The organism is Paenibacillus nanensis, assembly GCF_003583765.1.
GTDB lineage: Bacteria > Bacillota > Bacilli > Paenibacillales > Paenibacillaceae > Pristimantibacillus > Pristimantibacillus nanensis.
The window spans coordinates 610626-625247 of the sequence record NZ_QXQA01000001.1; the positions used below are offsets into that span (position 1 = coordinate 610626).

General features: G+C 53.5%; 14 protein-coding genes. 10 read left to right on the forward strand and 4 right to left on the reverse strand.

The features are described from left to right. Nucleotides 1-4 precede the first annotated feature (4 nt). From uvsE to D3P08_RS02600, 7 genes are all read left to right on the forward strand, one after another. Complete coding sequence (gene uvsE / locus D3P08_RS02570; protein WP_119597836.1) at nucleotides 5-1030, forward strand: UV DNA damage repair endonuclease UvsE; 1026 nt, start codon at nucleotides 5-7, stop codon at nucleotides 1028-1030. Nucleotides 1031-1035: 5 nt separating this feature from the next. After that, nucleotides 1036-1854: a sulfite exporter TauE/SafE family protein gene (locus D3P08_RS02575; protein ID WP_119597837.1), complete on the forward strand. Its 819-nt coding sequence runs from the start codon at nucleotides 1036-1038 to the stop codon at nucleotides 1852-1854. A 144-nt stretch (nucleotides 1855-1998) separates the two neighbouring features. Continuing rightward, the gene (locus tag D3P08_RS02580) at nucleotides 1999-2853 is read left to right on the forward strand and encodes an inositol monophosphatase family protein (RefSeq protein ID WP_119597838.1); all 855 of its coding nucleotides are present in this window, start codon (nucleotides 1999-2001) and stop codon (nucleotides 2851-2853) included. Then, complete coding sequence (locus tag D3P08_RS02585; protein ID WP_119597839.1) at nucleotides 2853-4016, forward strand: PQQ-dependent sugar dehydrogenase; 1164 nt, start codon at nucleotides 2853-2855, stop codon at nucleotides 4014-4016. The genes D3P08_RS02580 and D3P08_RS02585 overlap by 1 nt, the downstream gene beginning before the upstream one ends. A 207-nt stretch (nucleotides 4017-4223) precedes the next feature. Next, nucleotides 4224-5294 carry a GerAB/ArcD/ProY family transporter gene (locus D3P08_RS02590; RefSeq protein ID WP_276311113.1) on the forward strand — a complete coding sequence of 357 codons (1071 nt, stop codon included), beginning with the start codon at nucleotides 4224-4226 and terminating at the stop codon, nucleotides 5292-5294. Beyond that, entirely contained in the window at nucleotides 5287-6732 is a 1446-nt protein-coding gene (locus tag D3P08_RS02595) for a spore germination protein (protein ID WP_119597841.1), read from the forward strand. Before D3P08_RS02590 ends, D3P08_RS02595 begins: the two co-directional genes overlap by 8 nt. 2 nt (nucleotides 6733-6734) lie before the next feature. Next, nucleotides 6735-7898, forward strand: a complete 1164-nt coding sequence (locus D3P08_RS02600; protein WP_119597842.1) for a Ger(x)C family spore germination protein — start codon at nucleotides 6735-6737, stop codon at nucleotides 7896-7898. 54 nt (nucleotides 7899-7952) lie between these two features. Here D3P08_RS02600 and D3P08_RS02605 read toward each other — a convergent pair whose 3' ends face one another. From D3P08_RS02605 to D3P08_RS02620, 4 genes are all read right to left on the reverse strand, one after another. Further along, entirely contained in the window at nucleotides 7953-8558 is a 606-nt protein-coding gene (locus D3P08_RS02605) for an acetylglutamate kinase (RefSeq protein WP_119597843.1), read from the reverse strand. A 179-nt stretch (nucleotides 8559-8737) separates the two neighbouring features. After that, nucleotides 8738-9220, reverse strand: a complete 483-nt coding sequence (locus tag D3P08_RS02610) for a GNAT family N-acetyltransferase (protein WP_119597844.1) — start codon at nucleotides 9218-9220, stop codon at nucleotides 8738-8740. A gap of 14 nt (nucleotides 9221-9234) precedes the next feature. Beyond that, nucleotides 9235-10548, reverse strand: coding sequence for a glutamate-1-semialdehyde 2,1-aminomutase (locus tag D3P08_RS02615; RefSeq protein ID WP_119597845.1), 1314 nt, complete (start codon nucleotides 10546-10548; stop codon nucleotides 9235-9237). A gap of 107 nt (nucleotides 10549-10655) precedes the next feature. After that, nucleotides 10656-11741, reverse strand: coding sequence for an LCP family protein (locus D3P08_RS02620; protein ID WP_119597846.1), 1086 nt, complete (start codon nucleotides 11739-11741; stop codon nucleotides 10656-10658). A 260-nt stretch (nucleotides 11742-12001) separates the two neighbouring features. On the opposite strand from D3P08_RS02620, the gene D3P08_RS02625 reads away from it, so the two are divergent. From D3P08_RS02625 to D3P08_RS02635, 3 genes are read left to right on the forward strand one after another with little or no spacing between them, the layout of a single operon-like run. Beyond that, a complete protein-coding gene (locus D3P08_RS02625) occupies nucleotides 12002-13030 on the forward strand; it encodes an ABC transporter ATP-binding protein (protein ID WP_119597847.1) in 1029 nt (342 codons plus the stop codon). Beyond that, nucleotides 13027-13821, forward strand: a complete 795-nt coding sequence (locus tag D3P08_RS02630) for an ABC transporter permease (RefSeq protein WP_119597848.1) — start codon at nucleotides 13027-13029, stop codon at nucleotides 13819-13821. Before D3P08_RS02625 ends, D3P08_RS02630 begins: the two co-directional genes overlap by 4 nt. 5 nt (nucleotides 13822-13826) lie before the next feature. Further along, nucleotides 13827-14618: an ABC transporter permease gene (locus tag D3P08_RS02635; RefSeq protein ID WP_119597849.1), complete on the forward strand. Its 792-nt coding sequence runs from the start codon at nucleotides 13827-13829 to the stop codon at nucleotides 14616-14618. Nucleotides 14619-14622: the final 4 nt, after the last annotated feature.

Genomic DNA, 14622 nt, shown 5'->3' on the forward strand with positions numbered 1-14622 from the left:
TCGAATGATCGTCAGATTCGGCTTTGTCGCGATGAGCCTGCTTCTGGAGAATGCGTCTCCGTCAAAGACGATGACGTTTACAGCGTTCTCCAAGCTGGATGATCGGGAAGCCGCTATTCGAAAGCTGGAACGTATCGCAGAAGAAAATTTAAAAAACACGCTGCGCATCTTGAAGCACAGCAAAGCTCATGATATTGCCATGTACCGCTTTTCATCCAAGCTGATTCCGCTTGCTACACATGAAGCTCTTCAAGACTGGGATCCGTATAAAGCCACGGCTTTGTCCGGCGCGTTTCGCGAGGTCGGGCACTATGCGACGCAGAGCGGGATTCGAACGTCGTTCCATCCCGATCACTTCTGCGTTTTCAGCACCCCGCGGCCCGAAGTGCTCAAAAATTCGATAAAGGATTTGGAGCATCATGTGCGGATGCTGGAGTTGATGGAGCTTGACGAGAGATCGAAAAACAATATTCATATGGGCGGTGCTTACGGCAATAAGGAAGCGGCGGGCGAACGCTTCGTCGAACAATTCGGCGCGCTTCCAGACCGGTGCAGGCACCGGGTAACGCTAGAAAATGACGACAAAACCTTTAATGTGATAGAGACGCTCGCGGCAGCGGAAACCGTGTCCGTGCCGATGGTGCTTGATATTCATCATCATGCAGTTAATCCGGGCGAATTGGAGGAGGACGAGCTGCTTGCGGACGTATGGCCTCGAATCGCCGGAACATGGAGGAAGGAGAGAGAGCGTCTCGGACTTACGGAATCCGAGCTTCCTCCGAAGATTCATGCTTCCAGTCCAAAAAGCGCGACGGATCCCCGCGGCCATGCCGACAATGTGGAGCCTGAGCCGCTGCTTCGATTTCTGCAAAGGGCTGCCCGCGAAACCGGACATCTCGACTGCATGCTCGAGGCAAAAAATAAAGATGCCGCACTGCTGCAATTAATGGAGGATTTCAAACAACTGGAAGCGAAAGGAGAAGGCGTGAAGATTTTGAATGGAGCAAGCGTAGAAATCTCGCCTATATAGCCGGCATGGAATGGGTTATCCTCGTTTTGCTAGGCGCCCTGGCGGCGATATTCGGCAGCATCGTTGGACTGGGCGGGGGCATTATCATTGTACCCGCCTTACTGTACATAGCGCCCTCTCTTATCGGTTCGCCGATCGATCATGCAACGGCCGTAGGCATTTCATTATCCGTGCTCGTCATCACCGCGCTTTCCTCTACGATATCTTATTCGAAGAAGAAGCTGGTAGATTTCCGCAGCGCGCTGCTGTTTTTTATGACAAGCGGTCCCGCTGCAATTCTCGGAGCAGCGATAACGGGCTACCTACAGGCGGGCATGTTCCAGCTGGTGTTTGGCGTTTTTATTTTATTGATGGCGGGTCTGCTAATTGCTCGCGATTATATGAAACCGTTTACGAAAGAATGGCCGATCAAGCGGGAGCTGATCGATGCTTCGGGAGAGCGGCATACATACAGCTACGGAACGCTGCCGGCGCTCGCAATCGGCGTCGGCGTCGGCCTGATCTCCGGATTATTCGGCATTGGCGGAGGCTCGCTGTTCGTTCCGCTTATGGTCCTGCTGTTTCGTTTCCCGCCGCATGTCGCGACCGCCACATCGATGTTCGTCATCTTCCTGTCCTCCCTATTAGGAAGCGGCATGCATATCGCGCTCGGCGAGATCAATTGGCTGCTCGTTTCCGCCCTTATACCCGGAGCCTGGATCGGCGGCAAGCTAGGCGCCCGCATCGCTCTCCGGATGAGCGGCAAAGGACTGCTATGGCTGCTTCGCGCGACGTTGGTTCTTCTTGCGGCTCAGCTAATAATCGAGGGAATACGCGAGCTCTAATTGCTGAAAAGCGTGCAACTTAAGCCGGATTGAAACGTAAAAAACGGATGGACTAGAAATGATTGACGAGGACATTCATTCGGGAGTAAGGCTAACAAATTATTTATTCCATATCATTATTAATCGCAAAGGGTGTGTAAAATCGTGAATGACGGGAATAACGCGCCAATCGTAGGCGGAAAGAGCTTTACCGCTGTCGCGATCAACTGCGCGGCAAAAGCCGGAGAATGGGCGATGACGAAGCTCGGCAATTACACGAGCCTGGAGCTTAAATATTCGGCGCATGATCTGGTAACCGAAGTAGATAAAGGCTCGGAGCGTCTTATTCGGAAGCTTGTCGCTACTCATTTCCCCGATCACTCCTTCCTGGGTGAAGAAGGGGTCGAGCCGGGACCGGAAGCTTCCGCAAAGGCGCTTGAGGAAGCGCGGGATTCGGAATATTTATGGATTGTCGATCCGATCGACGGAACGACGAATTTTGTGCATGGATTTCCGTTTTTTTGCGTATCGATCGCATTGGCGTATCGCGGAGAGGTCATCGTAGGCGTTGTCTACGATCCGGCAAGAGACGAGCTTTTTGTCGCAGAGAAAGGCAAGGGCGCTTACGTCCATGGGAAAAGAATGAGCGTTTCTTCGGAGCAAACCCTGAGGGAAAGTCTGGTCGCAACAGGCTTCCCGGCTGACCATCGCTATGCGCTGCCGCTCAACATAAAGGGAATTGGAGAAATTGCCCCGAGGGTTCGCAATCTTCGGACGGCGGGCTCTGCGGCGCTGCATATGGCGTATGTGGCTGCCGGCCGGCTCAGCGGCTTTTGGGAAATCGGACTGAACAGCTGGGATCTGGCGGCTGGCGCTTTGCTCATTCAGGAATCAGGCGGTCTCGTTACGGATACGAAAGGCGGAAGCTACTCGCTTGACGTGCGCAATGTCGTTGCAACGAACGGCCATATGCATACCGAGCTGCTGGACGCGCTTGAGCAGGCGGGAGCTCATGAGTAATGGCTCGCCGGCTCCGCTTGTCCCTTGCCGCCGTCATGCTCGCCGCGCTTGTGTCGTCATGCTCCGGTAACGATAACGATAATGCTCCTAAGTCTTCGGGGGACGCGGCGCCGACTGCTTCGGGTCCGCCAAACCCAACGAAGGCTGCAGAGACACCGGCTCCAACCGAGCATGACGAACCGGTGGAGGCCGACGAGCCTTACCGTGTGGTTGCGGCAGGATTGCGCATCCCATGGGCGATCGAATTTGCGGATGATGTCATCTATGTAAGCGAGCGGGAAGGGAATATCGTTAAAATCGAAAATGGCGAAATGAAACGGCAAGCCGTAAGGCTAACCAAAGCAGTCCGGCATGAAGGAGAGGGCGGCTTTCTCGGTCTGCTGCTTGCTCCGGATTTCGCGGAGACCGGCCTTGCTTACGCTTACCATACTTATCAGGATAACGGCAAAACCTTCAACCGAATCGTGCTGCTTAAGCTCGAGGGCTCGGAATGGGCGGAGCAGAGGGCGCTGCTGGAGAAGATTCCGGGAGATATGTACCATAACGGCGGCCGTCTGGCGTTTGGTCCGGACGGCATGCTGTATGCCACAACCGGCGATGCTGAGGAAAGGGCGCTCTCGCAGGATAAAAACAGCTTAGCAGGCAAGATTCTTCGGATGACGCCGGAGGGAGAGATACCTTCCGATAATCCGTTTGGGCAATCTTACGTCTATTCATACGGTCATCGGAATCCGCAGGGAATCGCCTGGACAAAGGCTGGCGTGATGTACAGCACGGAGCACGGGCCGTCAGGGCAGCCTGGCGGCCATGATGAGATCAATAAGATTGAGCCAGGGCGTAATTACGGCTGGCCTTCGATTATAGGCGATGCGGCTCAAGCCGGCATGGAAACGCCGCTGTACCATACAGGCGACGAAGCGATTGCGCCTTCCGGCACCATTGTTGACGATCAGGGAAGGCTGATTATCGCCGCTCTGAGAGGGGAAGCGATCTACCGCTATACGCTGGAGACGGGCAAGATGGAAGTGCTGCACGAGGGAGAGGGGCGAATCCGGGACTTGGAGCTTCGCGGCGGCAAGCTCTACTTGATTACAAACAACCGGGACGGCCGCGGGCAGCCGTCGGCGACGGATGACCGGCTCATTGCTATGGATTATACGTAGAAATAAGAGAACAGCTCTCGGGATAAGGCGGCTCAAGGCGCGCAATGCGTGCTTTGAGCCGCTTTTTTTGCGCTCATTTCTTTCTGTTTTCCCGGGTTCTCATGGAGAGTAATTTTTCTATCTATTGGAAAAATAATGATCATGAATACGTGACACGAAGGAGTCTTAGCTATGTCTAATCCAAATGTAGGAATCCGGACGTTTCCTATGTACTGCATTGTGTTACTGGGGCTCGGGCTTATGAACCACGTAATCGTGCTTCCTCCGCTCCTCCAATCGGCGAAGAGAGACGCTTGGATCAGCGTGCTTGCCGTATTGATACCTTATTTGATTTGGATCGCAATCATGCACTATGTGATGAAGCAAACGAATCAACAGCCGATTCTCGATTGGGTCCGGCAGCAGCGGTTTGGACGCGCGGTCAGCGGAGCGCTCCGCATCATCTTGATGGGATATTTGTTTTTGATCGGCGCGGTAACCGTAAAGGAAACGATCAACTGGACGCATGGGTCCTATTTGCCGCGAACGCCGGACTTCATACTCAGCGCCGCATTGCTGCTGCTTTGCTTTTTCGCTGCATGGGCCGGCCTTCAAGCAATCGCCATCGTCTCGGGCATCCTGCTGCCCTTTGTCATTCTATTCGGCGATTTTGTGATGAGCGCGAATCTCCCGCGCAAGGAGTACATTTTGCTTACTCCTATGTTCGAGGACGGATGGAAGCCGGTGCTGGAAGGATGCGTGTATATCGGAGGAGGGCTCGCAGAGCTGTTCGTCCTTGTCATCGTTCAGCATCATCTGAAATCGAAGCAGCGGCTGTGGTCTGTGAGCCTGTTAGGGGCTTCGCTCGTCATTCTAACGGCAGGGCCCGTCATGGGGGCGATTGCCGAGTTCGGGCCGTTTGAAGCGGCGGATCTGAGATACCCCGCTTACGAGGAATGGAGGCTTGTCAGAATTGGCCGGTACATTCAGCACGTTGACTTCTTATCGATTTATCAATGGCTTTCCGGCGCCTTCGCCCGAATATCGGTCTCCTTGCTGCTGATGACAGAGCTGGCAGCCGGCGGACCGAAGGGAACGCGGGGGAAGATCTGGCTGTCCTCGCTTAGCCTTCTATTCGTTATTTTGGTGGTGCTTCCGATTAGCGATATTCAGTTTTTAGCTTTTTTGAAAATGGTGTACTTGCCTGTGTCGCTATATACGGCAACAGGCGTGCTTATCGTGCTGTTCGTAATGGCATTCGTTCATTCGATCCGAACGAGGAGGAAGACTCATGGCTGATACTCAAAACATTACGCCCGCTGCCGTCCATGAATTGCTCCAAGGAAATGACGATGTCCAGATGAAACGCTGCGAGCTTGATAGCGGAGAACTGCAGCAAACCGTGCACCTGGCGTATTGCGAAGGCATGGTGCATACCAATCAAATCAACCGGTTTATTCTGCCGGGACTAACCACGCTGTTGCCGGTCACAAAAGGCGGGCTGGAGCTCGATAAGAAGTGGGATGTGCAAAAAATCCAACAAATCGAGGATGTCATCTATCTGGTGTTTTCGGGCCAGCTCATCATTGTCATCGAAGGACTGGACGTCGCCTTTGCGATGGATATCGCCAACATTCCGCAGCGTCAGCCGGAGGAATCTAGCGCGGAAATGTCGATCAAAGGCCCTCGGGACGCCTTCACGGAGGAGCTCGCCACGAACGTTGCGCTGGTGCGTAAGCGTCTCCGCACCAATTCATTGCGCTGCGAGCGTTTTAAGATCGGCAAGCGAAGCAAAACCGACGTGGCACTGCTGTTCATAGAGGATATCGCAAGACCGGAGATGATCGAAGAAGCGAGGAGACGTCTGCGAAGCATCAATAAGGATATACTGCTGGGCGGAAGTCCCCTCGAGGAGCAGCTCGCGGATAATAAATATTCGTTGTATCCGCTTCTTAGCTATACAACACGACCAGACTTCGTCGTCGATTCCCTGATACGCGGAAGATTCGCCGTCATTGCGCAAGGAGCTCCGACAGCGGTGCTCGCGCCGGGCAATTTGTTCTATATGCTTCGTTCGCCGGAGGATTCCTATTTCTCCTATCTCCCGGCCACCTTCAGCTTGATATTCCGCTATTTAGGTCTGGTGGCCGCATTGCTTCTTCCCGGATTTTACATCGCGGTTACGTCTTACAATGTGGAACAGATTCCGTTTCCGCTGCTTGCCACCATCGGCTTATCCCGTATGGGCCTCCCGTTTCCGGGACCTTTAGAGGCTTTTCTTATGGTCATAATGTTTGAAATCTTTCGGGAAGCGGGCGAACGGCTGCCCAAAGCGGTCGGGTCGACGGTCGCTGTAGTCGGCGGAATCGTGGTCGGCGAAGCGGCGATCCGCGCCGGCCTCACTTCCACGACCATGATCGTTGTTGCCGCCATGACGGGCGTCGCCAATTTCACCATCGTGAATCAAACGCTCGTATTTGCGGTAAGCATCAGCCGTCTTTTTATTATGATTTGCTCTTCCTTCCTTGGGGTGTACGGGTTCATACTCGGACTGATCGCAACGTTGTTGTACCTTGCCACGCTCAAATCGTACGGCTTGCCTTATTTGGCCCCCTTGTCGCCGGTTACGTGGAGGGATGTCAAGTTTGTGCTCGCACGTATCCCTTGGGTGAAAAAAAACAAGCGTCCGAAGATGCTGCGAACGACCGATGACACGCGGCAGGAGAGGAGGAGTTGAGCATGCTCCGTTTCGGGAAGGCGGCTATTGCTTCCGCCGTTTTTGCGCTCCTCTTATCCGGCTGCTGGGATTTGAAGGATTTGCAGGAGGTGAACTATGTCAGAGCATTAGGGTTCGATCTGAAAGGGAAGGAATTCATCGTCTATGCGCAGATGCTGGATTTCAGCTCGATCGCCAAGGCCGAAGGCGGAAAAGGGCAGCAGGCGCCGGCTTGGATTGGCATCGGACGCGGGGAGACGCTAACCGATGCGTTCTCGGATGTGTATCGTACGGCGCAGCTGAGGTTGTTTTACGGTCATGTGAGCGCGATTGTGATCGGAGAGAAGCTGCTTGAAAACAGGGATAAGCTAAAAGAAATTTATGAGGTCCTCAGCCGGTATTTCGAAATTCGGTATACCCCATGGATATTCGGAACCGCTCAACCGGTCGATAAGCTATTGGCCGTCACCTCGCTGTTCAGCTTCTCCCAAAACGTAACGGTCATGCATCAGCCGCAAGAGACCTACAAACAAAGGTCGTTCATCCGCCCGATTACCATGCGCCAATTTAACGTGGATCTACGGGAGCCGGGAAAAACGACGCTGCTGCCATCGCTGGCAGTAAGCGAAAACAGCATGAAACGAGGCGAGAAAAGCACCGGAATGCTGGAAATGAACGGCGCGTATATCATCAATAGCAAAGACCAGTATCGTGGATGGGTCTCTTACGAAACAATAAAAGGTATCCCATGGGTGGAACCGGAAACCATCCGCGCGCCGGTCATCCTAAAATCAAAGGGAGAGATTGAGGCATCCTTATTTCTGGAACGTCCAAAAATTAAAATAAAGCCTCATATCGAGAACGGACTGGCGACCTATACGATGAGGGTTGAGCTTACCGGGAATATGACGGAGATGGTGAAACCGATGACAGAGTCCGACATCGAAAGGAAGGCGGAGGAAGAGGTAAGGCGTGAGATTTTGAGCGTATTCCGCGAAGGCCTTAAGCGGAAAGCGGACCTGCTTCAGCTGGAGCAAGCATTGTACAGGCAAAATGTTCGGGAATGGAAGAGGCTGAGCAGTCAAGGGCTTGCGGAACCGAAGGCAGATTCGCTAAAGGACGTCAAAGTCATCGTAAAGGTAAATCGGACAGGGAAAACGAAGAGCCGGGATGTGGAGCGCTGGTAAACGAAAAATCGACACCCGTCTGCGAGCAGTCGGGTGTCGTTGTCGTAATGCATATTAACGGCTAAAAGCCGCCGGGAACTGCTGAATGATGCCGGTCGTCATCGTATCGGCCATCTGAAGCGCTTGAGGCTCGATCTGGTCATTTAACGCGACGTTCTCGGTATAGTTTCCGGTCACCCGGGAGGAGACTTCGCTGCTAAGAAGCCTCAGATGCTCATAGAGCATCCTTCTCCATTCCTCTCTAGACCAGTGAGGGTTAATACGGCTTAGAAACTCAGCGATGGCGTCGGCATTGGCGAACCAGCGCCTATTCGCGTCCGCCGCCGCTGCCTGCTGATTGTCCCGGAGCGCCTTGACGAGCTCCGCCGCAATCGTGAGATGGTTTCGCAGCAGGTCCCCGAACCTTTCCGCAACGGCCGCTCCATACAAGGGTCTTAGAACGGCCTCGAAATCAACCGCATTCCGGAGCAGTCTTTCCGTCGTGACGTTTTCGTCCGGCTGCCTGCCTATAATACTGTTTACCGTTAACCTCGTCCAATAGACATGCTGCTCCCACAGAGTCCGGAGCGTTTGATTCAGCGTTACCTTCGAAGGCGTCCATGTAAAGGGAAACACCTGACGATAAGGGGAATTCCAATAGGCTTGGAAGTAATTGTACATGGTTTTCTATGCTCCTCATTCCTTCGTTTTTATAATATATAGGCGTATTCCCATTTGTGTGCAGCCTATAGGAAGAGGAAGCGGAAGCATCGGCAGGTCGGAGAACGGCCTCTCAGCCAACAAAAAAAGGAGGGCGAGCCTCAATCTGAGGTCCGCCTCTCCCTGTTCAGTTCCACTCGTTACTCAATCATGCGATACATGAGGATATCATCGACATACTGTCCATTGATAAAAAATTCCCCCACCAGCTTGCCTTGAACGCCGAAGCCGCATTTCGTATAAAACGAGACAGCCGGCTCGTTTGTGGACATGACGCGGAGGGACAGCTTTTTTTTGCCGTTCGCCTTGCCCCATTCGTAGGCAAAGTCGAGCAGCCGGCGGCCGATTCCAAGTCCGCGGAATCGGTCGTTAACGGCAATAACAAGCTCCACGACATGCGCGTTCGACGGGGTTTTGAGCGGCTGCTTCAAGCTGACATAGCCGCAGAGCGCATCGCCCAGCACGCAGACGAGCTGCGAGCCCGGAGGGTTGTAGCCGGCGTACTCCTCCGGGCTTTCCCAGTGAAGGGAAGCGGGGGCGTTCTTGTCGTTCCATACCGTGTTGTTCAAATCAACGAGCCCCTGCAGGTCGCGCTGTTCCGATAGACGGATGATTGGATCCATACGGGCGAAGCCTCCTATCTCAATGCCGCCATCGCGACACGGGCAGCTTCAATCGTTGTCTCGATGTCCTCGTCCGTATGGGCCGTCGTCAGGAACCAAGCCTCATACTTCGACGGCGCAAGGTTGATGCCTTGATCCAGCATATGGCGGAAGAACGTGCCGAACCGCTCGCCGTCGGTATCCTGCGCCTGCTCATAATTCGTAACAGGATGATCGCAGAAGTGGGCCGAGAAGGAGCCGCGGATTTGGTTAATGGTCAGCGGAATGCCGTTTTCCCGCGCGGTTTCCATAAGTCCGGCTGCAAGCTTGGAAGCAAGCGCGTCCATCCTGTCATAGATGCCCGGCTCTTGCAGCACCTCCAGGCATGCGATGCCGGCGGAGATGGAGGCCGGGTTGCCTGCCATGGTGCCTGCTTGGTAAGCCGGGCCGAGCGGCGCAACCTGCTCCATAATTTCGCGGCGTCCGCCGTAAGCGCCGATTGGCAGACCGCCTCCGATAATTTTGCCAAGGGCTGTGAGATCGGGTTCAATGGCGGCGTGATCGGCGAAAGTGGCGTATGTCTGCGCGGAGCCGTAATGGAAGCGGAAGGCGCTGATCACTTCGTCATAAATGACGAGCGCGCCGGCTTCTCTCGTCAGCTTGCACAGGCCTTCCAAGAAGCCTTCATGAGGCATGACCATGCCGAAATTGCCGACGATCGGCTCGACCATGACGGCCGCTGTGTCATTGCCCCAACGCTGCAAGGCTTGTTCGAGCGCTCCTAGATCATTGAACGGTACCGTAATGACTTCATGCGCGATGCTCGTAGGAATGCCGGCGCTGTCCGGAATGCCGAGCGTGGAGGGACCCGAGCCGGCGGCGACCAGCACCAAATCGGAATGGCCGTGGTAGCAGCCTGCAAATTTAATAATTTTATTCCGTTTCGTATAAGCTCTTGCAACGCGAATCGTCGTCATGACAGCTTCCGTGCCGGAGTTGACGAAGCGGACCTTGTCCAGAGAAGGGATCGCTTGCTTCAGCATGCGGGCAAGCGTAATTTCCAGCTCGGTTGGCGTGCCATACAGCGTGCCGTTAGCAGCCGCGCGGACAATGGCCTCCGTTATATGCGGATGGGCATGTCCCGTTATTATTGGGCCGTAAGCGGCCAAGTAGTCAATATAACGGTTGTCGTCGACATCCCAGAAGTAGGCGCCTTCGGCGCGTTTCATAAACACGGGAGCGCCGCCGCCCACCGCTTTGAACGAGCGGGAAGGGCTGTTCACGCCGCCGACGATATGCTGCAGAGCCTCCTGATAAAGGGCTTCGGATTGTGGTCGATTCTGATTCATGGTTAACGGTCCTTTCGCTTGTGAAATGAAGTAAAGCAATACCAAGAGAAATAGAGCACATGAAGTGCTCTATCCGAATGGCTTCCGATGCTGCTTTTTGGATGATCTTACCGGCTTGCGCTTCCTGTGCTGCCGGAGACGCCGCCGCCGCTCGCCGAGTTGTCTGTGCCGCCGTCTTCGCCGTCAACACCCGGCGTCTCGGAAGGCGCCGGAATCGTCTCGTCCTTCATCAATACTTCCTGGACGTAGCCTAGCAGCGCGTCGTTATCGCGAATGCCGATGACGGATGCGCCGCCGATATGCTCCTCGCTCACAAGCTCCATCGGCGGGATTTGAGCGGTGCCGCCGACGTGGCTTTCAACGCCTAGCTGGCCGAGCTTCAGCATGTCCATCACGCTCAAGTTCGTTTCGATATAAGGAGAAACGCTGCCTAATATTTCTTTCATCTGAATGATGTTCCAGGTTGACTGCATTTCCTTCGCTACGGCTTTTAAGAAATTGCGCTGACGTTCCGTGCGCGTATAATCGCTCATCGCGTCGTGACGGAACCTGACGTATTGCAGCGCTTTGTCGCCGTCGAGAAGCTGGTAGCCCTTTTTCAAATCAATGTCGTAACGGTTCTGGTCCGCGTTATCCGTGTAATGCATGTCCTTTTCGACGTCAAACCAGATGCCGCCGAGCTTGTCGATGAGCGCCTTGAAGCCTTCAAAATCCGTATAGACGTAATATTGGATTTCGAGACCGAGCAGATCGCCGACCGTCTTCATCGCAAGGGACGGGCCGCCTACCGTAATCGCCGTGTTAATCCGGCTAGGTCCATAGCCTTCAATATCCGCGTACGTGTCGCGCAGCACGGAGAACAGATGCGCTTTCTTCGTGACCGGATCGAAGGAAGCGACTAATATGGAGTCGGAACGGGCAATTTCGCCTTCGGCCAGACCGCGGGCGTCGCCGCCAAGCAGCAAAATGTTGACGCGCTCTTTGCCTTCCCACTTCGGAATTTCAACCGTTTTTTCCGGTTCGATATCTTTAAAGATCGATTCCTCCGGCGCTTTCTGAAATTTATCCAGTTCGTTGACGACGCCGGCGCCCCAGACGACAACTCCGGCGATAGCAAGTACGAGAATAACTAAAAAGCTTATAATGATCCATTTCCATTTCGATGATTTCTTCTTGCTTGACCTTGTACGCATTGCGTTAGTTGGTCTCCTTTCAATAAAGACGATTAGGATTGTTCCGTACCCGACGATAAACTTTTATTGGATGTGCAGGTTCTTTTATAATGGAACTGTTTCAATTTTATACACAGTTTACGCATCGAGATAACTGATGTATGATTACATATCATAAAATTATAAGGCTCATAACTAACTAGTTGCAAGTTTTATCATTTTGGGCACAATATAGTCGCTATTTCCCAGGAAATGTCGAAGCGAGAGGAGCAATGTACGTAATGTTGGCGATTGATGTGAAGGATCTGCGCAAAGACTTTCGCGTGCAGAAAAACCGGGAAGGCCTGTCCGGCGCGTTGAAGGATCTGTTCAAGCGCGAGTATAGAGAGGTAAGGGCGGTAAAAGATATTTCGTTCCAAATTCCGCAAGGAGAAATCTGCGGTTACATAGGCGAGAACGGGGCGGGCAAATCGACCACGATCAAAATGCTGACGGGCATTCTTGTGCCTACGGCAGGCAGCTTGAAGGTAAACGGGTATGTCCCGTATAAGGACCGTGAAAAATTCGTCAACGGGATTGGGGTCGTGTTCGGCCAACGGTCCCAGCTATGGTGGGATATCGGGGTAATCGAATCGTTCCAGCTGCTTCGCAAGGTATATCGAGTGTCGGAGCAGGATTTCAAAAAACGGCTTGATAATTTGGTTGAGCGGCTGCAGCTTGGCGATCTGCTGAATCGTCCGGTCAGGAAGCTGAGCCTCGGACAGCGGATGCGCTGCGAGCTGGTCGCGTCGCTGCTGCATAATCCGTCCATTCTGTTCCTGGATGAGCCGACGATCGGACTCGATATCGTTGTGAAGACGGAAATCCGAGATTTCCTCATGCAGATGAACAAAGAAGAGGGGACCACGATCCTGCTGACTACGCACGATCTTCAGGATATTGAGGCGCTATGCTCTCGTGTCATTATGCTGGATGACGGCCAGATCATTTACGACGGCGGCCTGGACGAGCTAAAGACGAGATGGAGCAAAGGCCGCGAAATCCAGTTCCAATTCGCCGCGCAGATGAAGCTGGCGAGGCTGCAAGAACTGACGCAAGGGCTGGCCGTCGATTGGTCGATGGAAAATGAAGTGACGGCCAAGCTGTTCGTGCCGCATGAGGTGAGCGTGTCGGAGGCAATGGCGAGAGTCGTCAGCGGCGCGGATATCCGCGATATTAAAATTTTCGAGACCAACACGGACGAAATCGTGAGAGGCATTTACCAATCCGGCTCGGCTGACATTGCGAAGAAGGAAGTTGCTTCGTCATGATGAGCGCTTATCTCGATTTTATCCGTATCCGGTTTTTGATGATGCTCGCATATCGGGTTAACTACTACAGCGGGATTATCATTTATGCGATTAACATTGGCGCGTATTATTTCTTATGGCAGGCGATTTACGGGGAGCAGGAGTCGCTGGCGGGCTTTACCGTCCCCCAGATGACAACCTATATCGCGGTGTCGTGGATGGCAAGGGCATTCTACTTCAATAACTTGGACCGTGAAATTGCGAACGAGATTCGCGACGGAAGCGTAGCTGTGCAATTGATTCGTCCTTATAACTATTTATTCGTAAAAATGATGCAGGGCTTCGGCGAGGGGCTGTTCCGCTTGCTCCTGTTCATGGTGCCGGGCTTACTTATCGTTTGTCTGATCTTCCCGGTACAGCTGCCGGCGGATCCGGTTGTTTGGCTGCTGTATCTTGTCATGCTGCTCTTCAGCTTTTTGATTAATTCGCAGATCAACATTTTAACCGGGCTGTTCGCCTTCTTCGTGGAAAACAACGAGGGCATGATGCGTATGAAACGCGTTATGGTCGACTTGTTCTCCGGCGTGGTCGTGCCGATCGCTTTCTTCCCGGGCTGGCTTAAAAGCACGATGGAATGGCTGCCGTTCCAGGCGATCACGTATTTGCCCAGCTCTGTGTTTACCGGCAGAACGCCGCTGGGCGAAGCGGGCGGCGTGCTTGGACTTCAAGTATTTTGGTTCCTGCTGCTTCTGCTGCCTATCTGGCTGACATGGCGGGCGGCGCGCAAGCGGCTGTTCGTGCAAGGGGGTTAACGCCGATGCGATATGCGGTACTTTTTTGGGAATATATAAAAAACTATGCCAAAACAAGGCTCACCTACCGAGCCGACTTCTGGATCGAGGTCGCCTCGGACTTGCTTTTTCAATTCGTGAACTTGATCTTTATTTTGGTCGTGTTCCAGCATACGCCGTCTCTCGGAGGATGGTCCGAGCTTGAGGTTGTGTTCGTGTACGGCTTCTTTATGATCCCTTATGGACTTTTCAGCACGTTTTTCGGCATCTGGAATTTCAGCGAGCGGTATATCGTCAAAGGGGAGATGGACCGCGTCCTGACACGTCCGGCTCACAGCTTATTCCAAGTGCTGTTCGAAAATATCGATCCGCCGTCCATGGTCGGGTCGATCGTGGGCGCGGGCATAATGGCGTATTGCTGGACGCAGATGGGTCTGCCGTTCCATTTGACGGATCTGCTGTTGATGCTCGTGCTGGTTGTGGGGGCGACGCTTATCTATGGAGGGTTGTATACGGCGCTGAATGCGGTATCGTTCTATTCCGACGCTCCGACAGGCATTGTGCCTCTGATGTATAACATTCAAAACTACGGGCGTTATCCCGTTAACATCTATAACAAACTCATTCGTTTCGTTCTGACTTGGCTGCTTCCGTTCGCATTTGTCGGGGTGATCCCGGCTTCCTACTTCTTGGAGAAGAAGAGCGACGACTTATCTCAGCTGGCGCTTCTGACGCCCGTAATGGGGCTCATCGTGTTCGGTCTGGGGCTCGCTTTCTGGAATCACGGCGTGAAGAAGTACCGGGGAGCGGGATCGTAGCAGG

What these genes read in the sequence shown, in the direction of transcription:
- uvsE (WP_119597836.1), top strand. Translation starts at nt 5, where the DNA reads ATGATCGTCAGATTCGGCTTTGTCGCGATGAGCCTGCTTCTGGAGAAT.
- D3P08_RS02575 (WP_119597837.1), top strand. Translation starts at nt 1,036, where the DNA reads ATGGAATGGGTTATCCTCGTTTTGCTAGGCGCCCTGGCGGCGATATTC.
- D3P08_RS02585 (WP_119597839.1), top strand. Translation starts at nt 2,853, where the DNA reads ATGGCTCGCCGGCTCCGCTTGTCCCTTGCCGCCGTCATGCTCGCCGCG.
- D3P08_RS02590 (WP_276311113.1), top strand. Translation starts at nt 4,224, where the DNA reads ATGTACTGCATTGTGTTACTGGGGCTCGGGCTTATGAACCACGTAATC.
- D3P08_RS02595 (WP_119597841.1), top strand. Translation starts at nt 5,287, where the DNA reads ATGGCTGATACTCAAAACATTACGCCCGCTGCCGTCCATGAATTGCTC.
- D3P08_RS02600 (WP_119597842.1), top strand. Translation starts at nt 6,735, where the DNA reads ATGCTCCGTTTCGGGAAGGCGGCTATTGCTTCCGCCGTTTTTGCGCTC.
- D3P08_RS02605 (WP_119597843.1), bottom strand. Translation starts at nt 8,558, where the DNA reads ATGTACAATTACTTCCAAGCCTATTGGAATTCCCCTTATCGTCAGGTG.
- D3P08_RS02610 (WP_119597844.1), bottom strand. Translation starts at nt 9,220, where the DNA reads ATGGATCCAATCATCCGTCTATCGGAACAGCGCGACCTGCAGGGGCTC.
- D3P08_RS02615 (WP_119597845.1), bottom strand. Translation starts at nt 10,548, where the DNA reads ATGAATCAGAATCGACCACAATCCGAAGCCCTTTATCAGGAGGCTCTG.
- D3P08_RS02620 (WP_119597846.1), bottom strand. Translation starts at nt 11,741, where the DNA reads ATGCGTACAAGGTCAAGCAAGAAGAAATCATCGAAATGGAAATGGATC.
- D3P08_RS02625 (WP_119597847.1), top strand. Translation starts at nt 12,002, where the DNA reads ATGTTGGCGATTGATGTGAAGGATCTGCGCAAAGACTTTCGCGTGCAG.
- D3P08_RS02630 (WP_119597848.1), top strand. Translation starts at nt 13,027, where the DNA reads ATGATGAGCGCTTATCTCGATTTTATCCGTATCCGGTTTTTGATGATG.
- D3P08_RS02635 (WP_119597849.1), top strand. Translation starts at nt 13,827, where the DNA reads ATGCGATATGCGGTACTTTTTTGGGAATATATAAAAAACTATGCCAAA.